The 16,411-nt window shown below is 53.0% G+C and carries 11 protein-coding genes; 5 read left to right on the forward strand and 6 right to left on the reverse strand.

Features of this window, described 5'->3' with window-relative positions; all coding sequences use genetic code 11:
• The 4 genes from LAT75_RS11575 to LAT75_RS11590 form a co-directional block, all read left to right on the forward strand.
• On the forward strand, window positions 1-283 hold a 283-nt coding region (locus tag LAT75_RS11575), incomplete at its 5' end, for a hydantoinase B/oxoprolinase family protein (RefSeq protein ID WP_291482825.1).
• 99 nt (window positions 284-382) lie between these two features.
• Window positions 383-2,542 carry an ATP-binding protein gene (locus LAT75_RS11580; RefSeq protein ID WP_291482826.1) on the forward strand — a complete coding sequence of 720 codons (2,160 nt, stop codon included), beginning with the start codon at window positions 383-385 and terminating at the stop codon, window positions 2,540-2,542.
• 139 nt (window positions 2,543-2,681) lie between these two features.
• Window positions 2,682-4,862, forward strand: a complete 2,181-nt coding sequence (locus LAT75_RS11585; protein ID WP_291482827.1) for a tetratricopeptide repeat-containing sensor histidine kinase — start codon at window positions 2,682-2,684, stop codon at window positions 4,860-4,862.
• 378 nt (window positions 4,863-5,240) lie between these two features.
• On the forward strand, window positions 5,241-7,382 hold the full coding sequence (locus LAT75_RS11590; protein WP_291482828.1) for a tetratricopeptide repeat-containing sensor histidine kinase: 2,142 nt from the start codon (window positions 5,241-5,243) through the stop codon (window positions 7,380-7,382).
• 27 nt (window positions 7,383-7,409) lie between these two features.
• Here the strand turns inward: LAT75_RS11590 and LAT75_RS11595 are convergent, their stop codons facing one another.
• The 5 genes from LAT75_RS11595 to LAT75_RS11615 form a co-directional block, all read right to left on the reverse strand.
• The gene (locus LAT75_RS11595; RefSeq protein WP_291482829.1) at window positions 7,410-7,631 is read right to left on the reverse strand and encodes a hypothetical protein; all 222 of its coding nucleotides are present in this window, start codon (window positions 7,629-7,631) and stop codon (window positions 7,410-7,412) included.
• 24 nt (window positions 7,632-7,655) lie between these two features.
• Complete coding sequence (locus LAT75_RS11600) at window positions 7,656-7,940, reverse strand: hypothetical protein (protein WP_291482830.1); 285 nt, start codon at window positions 7,938-7,940, stop codon at window positions 7,656-7,658.
• Window positions 7,937-8,911, reverse strand: coding sequence for a hypothetical protein (locus tag LAT75_RS11605; protein WP_291482831.1), 975 nt, complete (start codon window positions 8,909-8,911; stop codon window positions 7,937-7,939). The genes LAT75_RS11600 and LAT75_RS11605 overlap by 4 nt, the downstream gene beginning before the upstream one ends.
• A gap of 254 nt (window positions 8,912-9,165) precedes the next feature.
• The gene (locus LAT75_RS11610; RefSeq protein ID WP_291482832.1) at window positions 9,166-10,215 is read right to left on the reverse strand and encodes a 2-oxoacid:ferredoxin oxidoreductase subunit beta; all 1,050 of its coding nucleotides are present in this window, start codon (window positions 10,213-10,215) and stop codon (window positions 9,166-9,168) included.
• A gap of 23 nt (window positions 10,216-10,238) precedes the next feature.
• Complete coding sequence (locus LAT75_RS11615) at window positions 10,239-12,092, reverse strand: 2-oxoacid:acceptor oxidoreductase subunit alpha (RefSeq protein WP_291482833.1); 1,854 nt, start codon at window positions 12,090-12,092, stop codon at window positions 10,239-10,241.
• Window positions 12,093-12,391: 299 nt separating this feature from the next.
• On the opposite strand from LAT75_RS11615, the gene proC reads away from it, so the two are divergent.
• On the forward strand, window positions 12,392-13,207 hold the full coding sequence (proC, locus tag LAT75_RS11620; protein WP_291482834.1) for a pyrroline-5-carboxylate reductase: 816 nt from the start codon (window positions 12,392-12,394) through the stop codon (window positions 13,205-13,207).
• A 178-nt stretch (window positions 13,208-13,385) separates the two neighbouring features.
• Here the strand turns inward: proC and LAT75_RS11625 are convergent.
• Window positions 13,386-16,411, reverse strand: a 3,026-nt coding sequence (locus tag LAT75_RS11625) for a CotH kinase family protein (RefSeq protein WP_291482835.1), incomplete at its 5' end; no start/stop codon positions are given.

The following is a 16,411-nucleotide window of genomic DNA, read 5'->3' on the forward strand; positions in this document are numbered from 1 at the left end:
GGAAATCAGGCGGGGCTCAGGCGGAGCCGGCAAATGGCGGGGCGGCGACGGCATGCGGCGCGAACTGGAGTTTCTGGCTCCGGTTTCCCTCACCCTGCTAAGCGAGCACCGGCAGCAGCAGCCCTACAGCCTGCACGGAGGCCTGCCGGGTGAACCCGGCAGGCAGGGCGTCATCCGGGTGGATGGGCTTACACAATCAAAGGAGGGGCATGCGAAGGTTCACCTCCGGGCCGGCGCCCGCTTTTGGATTGAAACGCCGGGCGGCAGCGGCTGTGACGAATAAAGAATAAAGTGATCTGATCCTGAATTTTCTGAATCTGATTTTCATAAATTGTTCTCATATCATCTAACCATCAATGGGCTGACATAAAGTGCGTGTATCATGAAACCATTATCGAACTTGCTGATCGCCAGTCTTTGGCTTGCAGTTCTGATTTCAGGCATTGGCTGCGACAAACAGCCCTATTACCCTGCCCCCGACGGGGAGCTTGAGCGCCGTAGTGAAGAAATCAGATCTTTTTTTATGTCAGTTGAGCCTGCAGAGGGTGAGGATGGGTTACGCCGCTTTGAAGCTTTTATGGACGAGTACCGGGAGCTTCATGAGAACGATGAACGCACAGAAGCTTACCTGCTCTATTATTTTGGATACCTGAACGGCCTGTTACAGCATTACCCGCAAACGCTGGAACTATATCTTGCTTCTTATGAACTTGCGAAAGCGCATCAGCTCCGTGCTTTAATTATTGAGCTAACGCAAAAAATGGTCTATGCTAATAATATGTTGGCAGCCGGTCTCAACATAGGTGAAATGGTGGCCTACGCAGTTGAACTGGCCAACAGCCCTCCATCTGATCCTTTTTTGCATCATTTAGCTCTGCATGCAAAAGGGAGTATGTATTATTACCAGCAGAATTACACAGCCGCCATTGAAGTTTTACTGCCCGCAGCCGCCTTTTTCCGTGAGCGTGAAATCCGGCAAAAGCAGCTTGAAGTAAATAATATCCTTGCACTGTCTTTTCAGAGAGTAGACAGATATAACGATGCATTGGAGTATCTTCGCCGAAATCAGGAGCTACATCAGATTAGCGACAACCCGATGGCAATTTCACAAACACGGGGCAACATCGCCATTGTACATGCCAGAACAGGGAATTTTAGTGCGGCGATAGATTCGACCAAGGTATCTCTTGCGTTTAATGATTCGCTGGGCCGAAGGGTAGTAGCCATTCAAAATATCTACAATATTGCCACTTTTTACCGCGATTCCGGAAATCCGGATGAGGCAATTGCTTACTTCCGGGAAGGGCTTGACCGTAGCCTGACCATCGGGCTTAAGCAGGGCGTAATGTTTAACGGCCTCGGGCTTGCCCGCCTGCTTTTGCAATCCGGCTCAAAAGATTTGGCTGAGATTCGTACTCTTTTAGACATGACCTACCACAGTGCGGCCAATTTCGAGCAAAGTGACTTATATGAAGATTATGCTTACGCCATGTTCCGTCTTGAGCTGAAATCGGGAAACATGGATGAAGCCTTCAGCTGGAACGAGGTTTATTTGAATGTACTGGAAACCAAATATAGCCTTGAGAGACAGGCAGCCATCGACGAAATACTGGTTGAAAACCGGCTGCTAAGCTCGCAGGCTGAAATTCAGCACCTCAACGAGACCATTTCTCTGAAAGAAGAAGCCCAGCGAAACCTGTATGCGGGTCTTTTTATTCTTATAATCATGCTGGCCGGGGCAGCCGGGGCTACGTGGCACTTTAGCCGCCTCAGCCGTAAAATCAACCGTGCACACGCCACTCTAAAATCACAGAATCAGGAGATTATTAACCAAAATGCACGACTGGTGCAGCTCAGCGAGGAACGGCAGCGCCTGATCAAAATCATTATCCATGACCTGCGCAACCCTATCAGTTCTCTGAACGGCTCCCTTGAGTTGCTCCGTGAAGACCGCCTGAGCTTTCTTGAATCTTTTTTGGAAATAGCAACGCTTTCGGTCAGCCGTATGGGAACCATTGTTAACGGCCTTCTGGAGCTTTTTAAGACGGAATCGATGGATGTTTGCAACGAGCTCGAAAAGACGGCTGTTAATGACTTTCTCAAAGAAATCCTAAAAGAATTTGAAACACAGGCTGCGCAAAAGCAGCAGGAAATTGTGGCTGAGCTCCCGCACTTGGAAGCCGTTACCCATCAGAAAAGCCTGCAAACGATTGCCGGTAACCTTGTTTCAAATGCAATTAAGTACGCACCTGCCGGAACCCAAATAAAGGTGAGCGTACAAACCGTGGAGAACGGCTGGCAGCTGAAAGTCCGCGATCAGGGGCCCGGCTTCCGTGAGGCAGATATGAAGAAAATGTTCACCCTGTTCGGGCGGCTATCCGGCAAACCGACCGGCAATGAAGAAAGTACCGGCATCGGGCTTTATGCAGTAAAAACAACCATCGAAAAGCTTGGCGGCAGCATTACCCTCAATTGGGATTATGAAGAAGGAGCCGAGTTTATTTGCTGGTTTCCTTATCTTAGACCGGGCTACTTTCAGTAAGCTTATTTAACTTGTGCACATTCGGGGCAGGTATGCGCCACAGTTGGCTCTGAGTCAGATCGTTGCTGATTCATACTTATTGTGCCTTACACACAGGTTAAACTAACTAACAATTGGACTGCTTTAAAGCTATTTTACAATGAAACACGCTTCGGGTTTACTGCTCAGCTTCCTGTTCACTCAGTTTTTGCTAACGGCCACAGGCTGTTACACACAGCCCCCGTACCCGGAACCCGGCCAACAGTTTGATGCTCATGATGCAGCAATCGACTCCGTATTTCAATCTGTTTCCCCTGGAGAAGGCCCTGATGGATTGCGTCGTTTTGAAATCTTCATGGAAGATTATCTGGAGCTTCATGATAATGATGAACGTGTTCAGGCCTACCTTCTTTATTATTCCGGTTATCTGAACGGTCTTTTTCAGCAGTACCCGCAGGCGCTTGAAAATTTTCTCGCCGCCCATGAGCTTGCAAATCAGCATATGCTGCGAAGCTTAGCCGTCCGGATTACAGCAAAATTACCCTACGCCAATAATATTCTGTCGGCCGGGCTCGACATGGATTCACTGGTCGCGCAGGCTATTGAAATGGCCGATATTCCTCCTGCTGCCCCCTACACGCAGCACCTGGCTCTGTACGCGAAAGGGGCCGCCTTGTATTACGAACAGGCATATACAGCAAGTATCGAAGTTTTACTACCCCTCGCTGCTTATTTCGGTGAACACGGCCATATAATAGAGGAAATCGACACCAACAACTACCTTGCACTGGCTTCGCAGAGAGCCGGCAGATTTGAGGATGCATTTGTTTACCTGAGCCGCAATCATCAGATACACCAAGTTAGCGGTGACCCGATTGCGATTTCACGAACCCGTAGTAACATCGCAATTCTGCATGGACTTTCAGGCAATTACAAAGCTGCCATCGATTCAACCAAGGTGTCGATTGCATTCAACGATTCGCTCGGACGCAGCTTCGCAGCAGTTCAGAATATCTTCAACATTGGCATTTACTACCGAAACAACAATCAATTCGAGGAGTCGGCTGCATATTTCCGGGATGGTCTTGCCCGAAGTGAAGCCCTTGATTTTACGCAGGGCATACTTTTTAACAGCCTTGGTCTTGCAGCTACTCTTATAGCGGCAGACTCAGATGATCTGAATGAAATCCGTGCACTTCTCTATATATTTAAACAACATATAGAGAAGCCCGAAGAAACGGAACTCTACCGCGATTTTACCAGCTCCATGTTTAACCTTGAGCTTAGATCAGGCAATACAGCAGAAGCCCTTCGCTGGCATGCAATTTTTCTGGAAACACTGGAGAACTTCTTTGACCTTGAAAGACAGGCAGCAATCAATGAAATTTTAACAGAAAACCGTTTACTGCAATCACAGGCTCAAATTCTGCACCTGAACCAAACGATTCTCCTGAAAGAACAGGCTCAGCGAAACCTGTATGCAGGGTTGATTTTTCTTTTCCTCCTGCTCGCCGGGGCTGGCGGAGCAAACTGGCACTTTAGCCGCCTCAGCCGAAGAATCGCACAGGCACACGCGGTACTTCAATCACAAAACCAGGAAATTGCTACTCAGAACGAGCTTCTTTTAAAACTTAGTGAAGAACGTCAGCGCCTGATCAAAATCATCATTCACGACCTGCGTAATCCTATCACCTCGCTCAACGGGTCGCTTGAGTTAATGAAGGAAGATGTCTCTCAATTTCAGGAACCCGTCATAGAAATAGCAATGCACTCGGTGAGCCGCATGAGAACCATTGTGAACGGACTGCTTGAACTTTTTAAATCTGAATCAGCAGATATTTCTAATGAACTGCAACAATTTTCACCTGCTGATTTACTGAACAGGGTAATTAAGGATTTTGGAGCAGAGGCTAACCATAAACAGCAGGAAATTGTGGCTGAGCTGCAGGATTTTGAAACAGTTTCCCATAAAGAAAGCCTGCAAACGATTGCCGGCAACCTTGTTTCAAATGCGATTAAGTATGCCCCGCCCGAAACCCGAATACTTGTTAGCCTGAAATGCGCCGGAAACGGCTGGCAGCTGAAAGTCCGCGATCAGGGGCCCGGGTTCAGTGAAACAGATAAGGAAAAAATGTTCACCCTTTTCGGGCGGCTCTCCGGCAAACCCACCGGGAATGAAGAAAGCACCGGCATAGGGCTTTATGCGGTAAAAACAACCATCGAAAAACTCGGCGGCAGCATTTCCCTGAACCGGGATTACACAGAAGGGGCTGAGTTTGTGTGCCGGTTTCCTTATCTTAAATCAAACAATGATAGTAAGGCTAAACCCGTAACCACCTGATATTTGTGCCGGATGCAGGTTGGGTTTGACCTTTATTTACGAATGAAGTCCCTCTATACAAAGGCCTGTAGAGGGTTGATTACCTGATCGGATTATCCTTTGAGCTTACTTATAATTTCATAGCATTGAATGCTTCATAAACACAATTCCAAGCCTGCCTTGAAATAATCCGCACTCCCAAAAGATGCCTGTCTTCAATTTTGAAAAAATATGGCGTAAATAATCGGCTGTAGATGTATCAACACTGCGTAAACGTATCCAAATCCATTAACGAGGTAGCTTACGATGTCCCCTGTTTTCAAGACCCCTATCGTGCACTTTATATTTTTAGCCCTCATTTTGCTGATTATACAAGCATGCGGGCACAATACAGATCCTTTGAAAAGCAGTGAAGAGTGGAGACCTGCTGTTGCCAAAATGGACTCGCTGTATAACAGCTTTCGTGCTAACCCAAATACTGCTGATAAACAACTGGCGCTGAACATGCTGGCAGAACTTCGGGAGGAACATCCGGAAAGTGATGTCATTAAGGCTTACAGCTGGCTTTATAAAGGTTTTATACACAAAACCACCAGGGAATGGCAAGCGGTAAATGAGAACATGAACAAGGCTTATGAGCTTGGAATGGCCCTCAATATCCGTGAAATTCCGATTCGGGCAGCCCCTGCGCTGCTCAACTCAGCTTATAACCTCTCGCTCGAAAATTACCCGGCGCATATTGTCGATGAAGTGAATGAACTGGCGAGCCAGGCCCCGGAAGACCCTTTTCTGATACATCTGGCGCTTTTAAGCCGCGGCTTTTATCATTTTCATCAGGAGGACTATCCGGCAGCGCTTATTCCGTTTATTCAGGCGGCTGACTTTTTTGAGCAAAACGGCAACGAACAGCTTTTTCTGAGTACAAACAATTCCATCGCGCTGGCTATGCATCGGGTAGGGCGCAGCGAAGAAGCCATCAACCGATACTCGCGCAATCTGAGCCGATATTATGCTAATAACAACCTCGTCGGGGTCAGCCAGACTTTAAACAATCTTTCCATTACGCTCAATCTGATGGGGGAGCGGCAGCGTGCCGTTGATTCTCTGAAAGTAGCCCTTCAGATAAATGAGGAACTCGGGCTCGAATTCAATGCCATTCAGGCACAGTACAACCTTGGTTCTTATCTGCGGGAATTAGCTGAGCTCGAAGAATCCGAAATGTACTTCAGAGAAAGCCTTGCCCGAAGTGAGGCCTTAAATCTCAGCATGGGTATTGTATTTAACAGCCTCGGGCTGGCGAAGAACCTTTTGATGAGGGAGCAGGGAAATTTAGACCTGACAGAAATAAGAAGGTTACTCCAGCTTACCAAAGATACAGCCGTTAACCTGCCCGAACAGGATTTGTATATCGATTTTGCACTGGCCATGACTACCCTTGAATCAGCTGCGGGAAATTATCAGGAAGCTTTGCGCTGGCATAAAATCTATCAGCAGCAGTACAGCCGGATAAAAAGCACCGAGCGACAGCTTGCTATTGAAGAGCTCATGTTTGCCAACCGCTTAGCACGCTCAGAGGATGAAATACGGCACTTGAGTGATGTGATCAGCCTCAAAGAGCAGGCACAGCGGAATCTGTATGCGGGGCTTGCGGTGCTGATCCTGCTTCTGATCGGCACGGGTGCCGCAGGAATTCATTTTAGGCGCTTAAGCTACAAAATAAGCTCCATGTACAATGTGCTAAAAACGCAAAGCAATAAAATCACCGGGCAGAATAAGGAACTAAAACGCCTGAATGAAGAAAGGGCGCGCCTCACCAAAGTTATCATTCACGACCTGAGAAACCCTATCGGATCGATTGATGCAACTCTTGAGATGCTTGAGGATTACCCTGATAAAGAACTGGATCAGTTTAAAATGTTCATGCATCTTTCTGTCAGAAAGATGCAGCTCATTGTTGACGGCCTGCTTCAGGTATATCAGACTGAATCGCTTGGTATTCAGGATAAGCTGAAAATGCAGCCTGTCTCCCAGCTGCTTCAGATGGAAGTTCAGGAGTTTGCAGTTACAGCACTTCATAAACAGCAGACCCTGGTGCATCAGATTGATGAAATCCAGGCCGTAACCCATAATCAGACCCTGCACATAATTGTTTCTAACCTGCTGTCTAATGCAATCAAGTTTACACCGGCAGGTAAAACCATTACCCTGTTGGCTGAAAATAAACCGGGAGGATGGATGCTTATCGTTCGGGATGAAGGGCCTGGTTTCCGGGAATCAGACAAAGCCAAAATGTTCACCCTTTTCGGACGGCTTTCCGGCAAACCCACCGGCAGTGAGCAAAGTACCGGTATAGGGCTGTATGCCGTAAAAACGGCCGCCGACAAGCTCGGTGCCGTTCTTTCTGTGAATTGGGATTATAAAGAGGGAGTGGAGTTCAGCTGCTGGTTTCCTGAACTGCATATCAAACCTGAACCTAAGGCTTCTTTGGAAGCAGCAGAGATTGAAGCGGCAGAGATTTCAGAGGATGCCCGTTTGGGGTGAATCTCCTCATGGCCGCCTTATACTTTTTTAAAGGCTACCGGCAATCCTTGCTGTCCACCTTACAGCTCTTTCAATAACTGCCCTGTCCGCAACTGTTTGGTTCAGTCTGCTTAGCAAAATATCCGTGCTGATGAGCTGGTCCAGAATCAGCCGCCGCACAAACTCGGTATCTTTTTCGCGAAAAGCTACCAGTTGGCTTGCTGCGAGATCATGTGCTTCAATACAATATCCAATTTTGTTTTCATCCATATAATCACGAACAATTATTGTTCTTTACTTCCAGTCTTTCGGAAGTACGGTTGTTTCAACCGGTACTCCGTGCACATAAAATCCGTGTGTTTTGTGAAACGGGGAGTTCTCTCCAAGCGCACAATCTATTTTATCAACAGCTTCCGGTTTATTAACAGGGGAAACATCCACCTCAACAGATCTCCTCAGTTCAGGTGGTGCATCCGGGTACTGCCCTAAAATTGCCTGGGAGCCAAAAACAATAAGCTCCTCGTCCTCAGAAACCGTACAAGCAGCACGGATGGCATGTTCAAGCTGCTCTCTGTTCATATATTTAACAGTTCCCCGATCATTATTTTGAACTTTTTCTGTTCATGCTCAGTAAGCACGGGCCAGAATGGCAGCGACTGCCTGAGTCGGGTGGCTCTTTCCGAATCTGATGTCAGAAACTTTTTTAGCCTTTGAGGGGAACAGTTCCTGAGCAGGTGTTTCCATTCCAGCAGCTCACTTTTCTCTCCATTGGAAATCTCTCTGATCCGGCTCTCCAGGTATCTTATCGTTCTGGGAATTATTTCCGGGTTAGACTTTAGCAGCTCGCTCCAGACTTCAGACTCAGCCAGGGATCTTTCATCGAAATCCTGGTGGCCATGCACAGCCGCGAATCCGTTTGTTTGCGGGTTCAGATAATTATCCGGGTCCAAGCCCCACAACCGGATAACGGCACCTTCTGTAAGAAAAGGTCTTGCTTCAAGGTCGGCAATTGTTACCCCTCTCACATCTATCGTTACATCAAAATAGTGCTCAACTTTTTCAACCATTATTTTTTCACGGAATTCCCGGGTTATATCATCAATCTCTTTCAGCTTTCCCAGTACTGCCAGCTGTATAGGGTCACCATATTCATCATATCCAAGTGCAGCATCACCGAAAATCCAGACTGATTCCGGCTTTTTCCCGAGACCGCCAATTATCTGTTTCAGGGTTTCCAGAAAATTCTCATAGACCTTTAATTCTGAGGAAAAGAGTTGATTCAGCGAATCGTAGAGGGGGAAATCCTTTCTCAACCCGATCAGCTGCTGCCTGCCTGATCCGGAGTAAGCCGCGACTCCGGTTTCAGTCAGCCTTTTTGTAACATCATAAACTCCTTGCCTGGAAAGGTCTGTACGTTCCAGCAACTCGCTATGACTCACAGGATTTCCTGATCTGAATAGTTCACGAAGCACAACAAGGTGACCTCTTGAGCCAAGTATGGCTGAAAGCGGGTATTTTACAGCACTATCCTGTTTTCGGTTATTTTTCATGATACGGTCGGGTTTAATTCAGCGCACACACAAACATAATATTAGAACTGACAAATATCAACTGATTTAGACCCTTATCAATTCCACTTGACAAATATGCGCCTCCAACTCCCGTCCCATTTCAAGGAAAGAGGAGTTCCCAAATAAAAAAGCCGCCCGGCAGGGTATCCCCATTGCCGGGCGGCTTTGTATTGCAATCAAGATAATTTTCAGGATTCACACATCCTGCTAATCAGCGATTTAACCTGGCCCGCTTATTTCACCACCCAGGTTTCTTCGCCCGCGAGGAGGGCATCGAGATCACCCTTGCCTTTCTTCTCGTAAGCCTGCTCAATCTGCCGGTTGAAAATTTCGTCGTAGGCGGGACTCTCCACATCCAGGAAAACCCCGAACGGACGCGGCAGCCGGTCTTCGTGCCGGTTATCCTCAAAGAATCGGGCGAGCAGGTAGGCTTTGAAGGCATCTTTTTCGTCGTGCACCCAGAGGTCGCTTTCACTCCACTCCCCTTCACCAAGCTTCACCAGCTCCGGACGCGTGCCGTCGAGGCGGATGCCCTTCTCTCCTTCTTTTCCGAACACCAGCGGCTTGCCGTGCTCAAGATACAGCGCGGTATCGCTGCGGCGCTGCTTATCGGTGTACACCTCGAATGCGCCGTCGTTGAAAACGATGCAGTTCTGGTATATCTCCAAAAGGGAGGCCCCCTTGTGCTGATGCGTGCGGATCAGCATCTCGTTGAGGTGCTTGGGGTCGCGGTCCATTGCGCGGGCAAAGAAGCAGGCATTGGCTCCCATTGCCAGGGCCGCCGGGTTAAACGGGTGATCGAGCGAACCCATAGGGGTGGATTTGGTTACCGTGCCCTCATGCGAAGTGGGCGAATACTGACCTTTGGTGAGGCCGTAAATTTCGTTGTTGAACAGCAGGATATTGAGGTCAACGTTCCGGCGCAGCACGTGTATGAGGTGATTCCCCCCGATGGAAAGCGCATCGCCGTCGCCGGTGATCACCCACACGCTCAGCTCAGGGCGGCTGGCTTTGAGGCCGGTTGCGATGGAGGGCGCCCGTCCGTGAATGGAGTGCATCCCGAAGGTATCCATGTAATAGGGGAAGCGTGAAGAGCAGCCGATACCGGCCACAAATACGATGTTTTCGCGCGGCACGCCCAGCTCGGGCATCACATTCTGTACCTGCTTGAGGATGGTGTAATCCCCGCAGCCGGGGCACCAGCGCACATCCTGATCAGAGGCGAAATCTTTGGGCTTCAGGGCAGGAGTGCTTCCGTTGGTTGAGGCAGTTTTTTGAACCATGTTTGTACTTAAGATCTGTTCTGTTAAAAATTTGTTGCACGACGGATGGCATCGCTCAGTGCGGATACCGGCAGCGGGGTGCCCTTCACCTGATTGAAACCGTGGAAGGTGAATGCCGGAAACTGATCGCGCAGCAGTTTGATGAGCTGACCGTTGTTGATTTCCGGTACCAGAATGGTTTCGAATTTTGCAAAAAGGTCGGCCAGGTTTTGCGGAAACGGGCTCAGATAGCGGATGTGCGTGTGCGATACCGCCAGACCTTCGGCATTCAGCTCGTTTACGGCTGCTTTGATGGAGCCGTGCGTTGAACCCCATCCCACAACCAGCACCTTGCCGCTTTCAGGACCTTCCTCGATTTTCTGCTCGGGGATGTTGCAGGCCACGTTGTTGCGCTTCTGCTCGCGGATGAGCGTCATCTGATGATGATTGTCCGGGTCGTATGAGATGTTTCCGGTACCGGCTTCTTTTTCGAGTCCGCCGATGCGGTGCTCCAGCCCTTTGGTGCCGGGTACGGCCCATGGGCGCACGAGGCGCTCATCGCGGCTGTACGGCAGGTAGGGGGCATCCTCGGGCTCGCGGGGCGGGGCGAAGGAAACTTTAATCTGAGGCAGCTCGGCAGCTTTCGGGAAAAGCCAGGGCTCGGCACCGTTGGCAATGTAGCCGTCGGAGAGGAACATCACCGGAATCATGTGCTCGATGGCGATGCGGCAGGCTTCAAAAATCATCTGAAAGCAGTCCGCCGGCGATTCCGGCGCAAGCACCACAACGGGCGATTCCCCCGCACGACCGTAAACGGCCTGAAGCAGGTCTGACTGCTCGGTTTTGGTCGGCATACCTGTTGAAGGACCCGCGCGCTGCACGTTGATGACCACCAGCGGCAACTCCAGCATCAGGGCAAGGGTGAGGGCTTCCGTTTTGAGCGCAATACCGGGCCCCGAGCTGCTCGTTACGCCCAGGCTTCCGCCGAAACTCGCTCCGATAGCCGAGCCGATGGCCGCGATTTCATCCTCTGCCTGAAAGGTGCGTACGTTGTAGTGCTTCAGCTTGGACAAACCGTGCAGAATTTCGGAAGCCGGGGTGATGGGGTACGAGCCCAGAAAAAGCGGTAAACCCGATTTATCCGCGGCGGCTGCAAGCCCGATTACGGTCGCCTCATTCCCGGTGATGTTGCGGTAGGTACCGGGCCTGATCTGTGCGGCCTGCACCGAAAACCGCTCGCTGAACAGCTCCGTCGCCCCGCCGTAGGCGTAGCCGGCCTTGAGGGCCAGCACATTGGCCTCGGCAATCTCAGCCTTCCGGCTGAATTTCTTCTCAATAAAAGTCTGCGTAACCTTGATGTCGCGGCTGAACAGCCAGTAAATAACGCCGAGCACAAACATGTTTTTGCAGCGGTCCACATCTTTGGGCGGCAGACCGGTATCGGCGAGGGCTGCTCGGGTGAGCTTGGTGACATCCAGCTGAATGAGGCCGTAGCCGGAGGTCTGAATCTGCTCCAGCGGCTTATCCTCGGGGCCGTACTTGGCCAGGCTGAGGTCACGCTTGCCGAAGCCGTCCACATTGGCGATAATAATACCGCCGGCTTTGAGGTATTTGAGGTTGGCTTTCAGGGCCGCAGCGTTCATCACCACAAGCACATCGCAGCTGTCGCCCGGGGTGTGTATGGCCTTGCTGCCGAAGTGAATCTGAAAACCCGAAACCCCGGCAACCGTGCCCTGCGGCGCGCGGATTTCTGCGGGGTAGTCCGGCAGGGTACTCAAATCATTGCCTGCCAGCGCGGTGGTGTTGGTAAACTGTGAACCGGTAAGCTGCATCCCGTCGCCGGAGTCGCCGGCAAAACGGATGGTTACATCGTCTTTTTCAGTAATTTTTACGGACATGCGGATGGATCAAAAAAAGTGGTAATAATAAAGAGGCGTTGTCTGAAACAAATAAATTTATGGCCCGCTAACTCTGCCGGGCTGATGCTCAAATCCTGTACCGTTCTGCTGCCGGCCCCGTTTCACAACGCTTATTTCAGGCTGACAAACAGCAGTTCAGGAAGATGATTTCATCCTAAAACAACTTCATAATCTAACTATATTATTTGAATTTATCTTCCCCCGATGCATCGGGGGCGTATCACTGCAATGAGGCCGCAGCCTCCCGCTAACTCTTTAATTCTGCACACATTCAAGCTATGAGTACTACCTATAACCCACAGAGCATCGCCATCATTGGCGCAGGCAAAATCGGCGAGGCCATGATTGAGGCCATGATCGCCGCCCGTTTTTTTAAACCCGAACAAATTCTGGTCAGCGCCCGGCGCAGCAAGCGCGTGGAGCAGCTCGAGGCTGATTACGGCGTGCGGGGCCTGAGCAACACCGAGGCCGCCGCTCAGGCCGAGGTCGTTGTTCTCGCCGTAAAACCGCAGCTCGCCGGTCAGGTTCTGCCGGAACTCGCCCCTTCACTCGGGCCCGAAAAACTCCTGATTTCGGTGATGGCCGGCACCACCATCACACAGCTTACGGAATGGAGCGGCCGCAACTGCCCGGTAATCCGCGCCATGCCCAACACCCCGCTGCGCATCCGCAAAGGGATGACCGCGCTCTGCGGCTCGGCCCTTGCACAGGAGCATCACCTTGGGTTTGCGCAGGCCATGTTCAACACCGCAGGCCGCACCCAAATTATGGATGAAAAGCTGTTTGATGCAGTCACCGGCCTGAGCGCGAGCGGACCCGCCTTCATCTACATCATGATTGAAGCCCTGGCCGAAGGCGGCGTGAAAGCGGGCATCCCCCGGAATCTGGCAACCGAACTCGCCGCACAGGCTTGCCTCGGCTCAGCCTCGATGGTGCTGGAAACCGGCAAACACCCCGCCATGCTCAAAGATGAAGTCACAACCCCGGCCGGCTGTACCATCGACGGCATCCTCAAACTCGAAGAAGGCGGCATCCGCGTAACCCTGATCAAAGCCGTAGAAGAAGCCGCAAAACGCGCCAGGGAGCTGGGGTAAGGGCGACCCTCGTGGTCGCCCCGAGTCGCGCATCGCCCCTCCGGCCAGATGGGGGCGACCACAAGGGGCGACCACGAGGGTCGCCCGTACGGGATGCTTTGATATGATATCGGATGATATGATATGGGATGGGATGATATGGGATGGGATGGGATGGCAATGCCCGTCCCAAAAGCCCCTATCGGATTAGCAGCATTTTCCGGGTTTGCTGTGTTTCGGGGCCGGGGCCGTTCGTGTTGCGGAGGCGGAGGCGGTAGAGGTAGAGTCCGCTGGCGAGGCTGCCGGCATCGAATTGGAGGTTGTGGGTGCCGGCGGCGAAGGGCTGGCCGCTGGACAGTGCCGCGACCCGCTGCCCCTGAATGTTGAAGACTTCGAGCCAGACCTCCGCCGGGGCGGGCAGCGAAAAGGGAATGATGGTGACAGGGTTGAAGGGGTTCGGGTAGTTTTGGTGCAGCTGTATTTGGGTGATGCGCTCCGTGCCCTCATCCGGGAGGTGCGATGGTTCAACAGCTTCGGCGCGGAGGTTGCCGAGGCGCAGCCAGGTGCGGCTGCCGTCGGCGGCATCGTGCCGGATACCGGTATAATAGTAGCGCCAGAGCAGCTGCACGTACGGCTTGCCGAGGGCCGCTTCCGGCAGGGCGATGTCTTCGAAGAAGGCGCTGTGGCCCGCTACGGCTGCCCGCAGGTACTGCACCGGCGCACCGTCGGGACCGGTGACGTCTTCAAACGGGCCCGCATCACCCAGGCGGTACTGCAGCCGCCAGGCGTACTCGCGGGAATTGGGCAGCAGGGTTCCGGCTTCGAAGCTGAGGTTCACGGAGGCGGCCTCACGGGTATCGAGGGCGAGCAGCACACCGCCGAGGCGCGTGCCGGGGAATCCCGGGTTGCCGTCGGCGTTGCCGGTATTCAGGAAGGCGAGGCCCTCAGAACCCAGCCCGTTGATGCGGGTCCGGCTTTCGAGGTTGTAGGCGCCGCTGACCGTGCCCGCAACGGACGCCCCCAAACCCGGATCAGTTTCATCCATATACACAAACTGCATGTTCGTGGGGAAGCTTCCCGGCTCAGCTTCCGCATCCCAGGCGGAAAAGATGTAAGGGATGCCGGCGCTGAGCGCAAAGGGCGACGGATCGAAAGCTTCATCTCCCCCCGGCTCATACACAGCCCGCACCTGAAGGTCGGTTTCGGGCGAGAGGGTGAGTACCGGCTGGGTGAACATCTCCCCGTTAATTTCCCAGTGACTGAAGTTGAAACCGCCGAAAGGTTTGGCGGTAAGGGTGAGGGGGAAGTCCGCCGGATAGCGGCCGGTCCACGGGAAGGGCGCCGTGCCCGCGCTGGGCAGGCTGCTGTTTACGGTGAGGGTGTTCACGCCAATGCCGCCCGAGCCCGGCTGCGCGAGCTCAAGGGTGAGGGTGATGCGCTCCTCAACACCCGCAAATTCAAGCAGCTGTGCCAGCTGATGCTCCGGCCGCAGGTCGGCGAAGGTGCGCATCACCTCCAGCTGCTGCTGCCAGAAACTGTAGCTCTGTATGCGACGCCAGCGGCTGACCTGCCCCGGAATTTCGGCATCAATCAGGGCGGCGTATTCATCGATGATGTGCCGGGCGCGCTCCGGCCTGAACCAGGAGTTGAGCAGGTCGGCAAAGCGGGTGATGAAGTGCTGCCGGTACGCCTCGTTTTCGAGCATTTTCCGTAGCAGGAAGGTCGCTTCGGGCCGGTTCTGATTGTGGCCCTGAAAGCCGGTCCAGGGACCGTCGGGCTCGGTGAGGTAATCGAGCATGTTGAAGGTCCAGGGCTCATCCAGGCTCCAGAAGCCGCCGAAGCCGGTATCGAGATCGAACATCATCCAGCGCCAGCGGCTGCCGGGCGTGCGCTCGCGCCAGTGCCGGATGTTGCCGATATCCCAGCGGTAGAAAAAAGCCTCCGCAATCTTCAAGTCGGTGAAATTCTCCACATCCATTTGCGTCTCCAGCCAGGCGAAATGGGCATCGTTTTGCAGGCCGTTTTGACTGATATAGCTGAGCATGGCCTCGTAATGTTGCCGGTCGCCTTCGATGATTTCGAGATTGGTGTGGTTGAGCAGGTCCAGGTTTTCGGGATCAACCGGGTGATGGCTGCCGATGTAGTGCCGGTCGAAGCGCTCGCGGATGTTGTGGATGCCCCAGAACTCGCCGTTGATGTAGAGCACCGCCGGGCGAAACGCCTGGAAATCCATCGGCAGGCCTTCAGCTATGCGCTGCATAATGGGGTCGCGCAGGAAGGTGTAGATGTCGTCCTGACCGGCCATGCGCAGAATGAGGCGGCGGAATTCCTGCACGGGGTAGTCGCCGAAAACAGGATAGCGGAGGGCGTCGTCGCCGTAGCGGCTGCGCCAGTAGAGCCGCAGCGATTTCTGCGGCAGCCGCCGCGAAGTGCCCCCGTGAATGCGGAGTCCGGTGCCGCCCTGCCAAACGGGTGTGCCGTCGCTTTCGAAAAAAGTGAAGGATGCGGGCCGCTCCCACTCCTCGCCCCGCTGCCAGAAATTGCCGTTGGGCGCATTGCCGAAAACGTAGATGCCGATATCGGGGTCGAACAGGTTTTCGGGCGGGGTTACAATGCTGAGCACCGGCAGTTCATGGGTGAAGCGTCCCTCGGCCGTAATAAAGTAGGTGGCTGAGACCGGCTCGCTTGGGTACCAGCCTTCGCGAAAGCTCCGGGCCGTGACCGTGAACGCGCGCGGCACTTCGCCCAACGGGGCCTGCCAGCTGCCGGCCGTGGGGATGAGGGAGATGACGGCACCCTCAGCGGTGCGGTCGGTTACGGGGATGCCGGCCGGGTCCAGCAGCGGGGATTCGGCCTGCGGCAGGCTGCCGTCGGTGGTGAAACGGATTTCGGCTGCGCCGCCGGCCTGCGCGCTCAGCTGAAAGGGAGCGGGGTAGAAGCCCGGCTCATGGGAAAATGCGGGCGGGGCGGCGATGCCCTGCCAGCCGCCGGCCCCGTTGGCTGCCGCAGGACTGGGCTCATCATAAAAAAAGAAGGAGGACGCACCGTCGGGGAAGCGACCGTAGGAAAAGTCAGCCGGGACTGCCGTTTCGGGGATAAAATCGGCAACGCTGCCATCGGGCGCGGTAAGCTGCAGCGGCTCTCCGGCAGCGGCAATGCTGAAATTGGTGTGCAGCTCGCCAAAGGCAAGGCGGCGGTCTTTGCCGGAAGCCCATACCAGCAGGA

This window comes from Cyclonatronum sp. (assembly GCF_022565315.1).
Taxonomy (GTDB): Bacteria; Bacteroidota; Rhodothermia; order Balneolales; family Cyclonatronaceae; genus Cyclonatronum.

Coding starts and splice junctions, on each gene's coding strand:
- LAT75_RS11580 (WP_291482826.1), top strand. CDS start 383: ATGAAACCATTATCGAACTTGCTGATCGCCAGTCTTTGGCTTGCAGTT.
- LAT75_RS11600 (WP_291482830.1), bottom strand. CDS start 7,940: ATGAACAGAGAGCAGCTTGAACATGCCATCCGTGCTGCTTGTACGGTT.
- LAT75_RS11615 (WP_291482833.1), bottom strand. CDS start 12,092: ATGTCCGTAAAAATTACTGAAAAAGACGATGTAACCATCCGTTTTGCC.
- LAT75_RS11595 (WP_291482829.1), bottom strand. CDS start 7,631: ATGGATGAAAACAAAATTGGATATTGTATTGAAGCACATGATCTCGCA.
- LAT75_RS11605 (WP_291482831.1), bottom strand. CDS start 8,911: ATGAAAAATAACCGAAAACAGGATAGTGCTGTAAAATACCCGCTTTCA.
- LAT75_RS11585 (WP_291482827.1), top strand. CDS start 2,682: ATGAAACACGCTTCGGGTTTACTGCTCAGCTTCCTGTTCACTCAGTTT.
- proC (WP_291482834.1), top strand. CDS start 12,392: ATGAGTACTACCTATAACCCACAGAGCATCGCCATCATTGGCGCAGGC.
- LAT75_RS11610 (WP_291482832.1), bottom strand. CDS start 10,215: ATGGTTCAAAAAACTGCCTCAACCAACGGAAGCACTCCTGCCCTGAAG.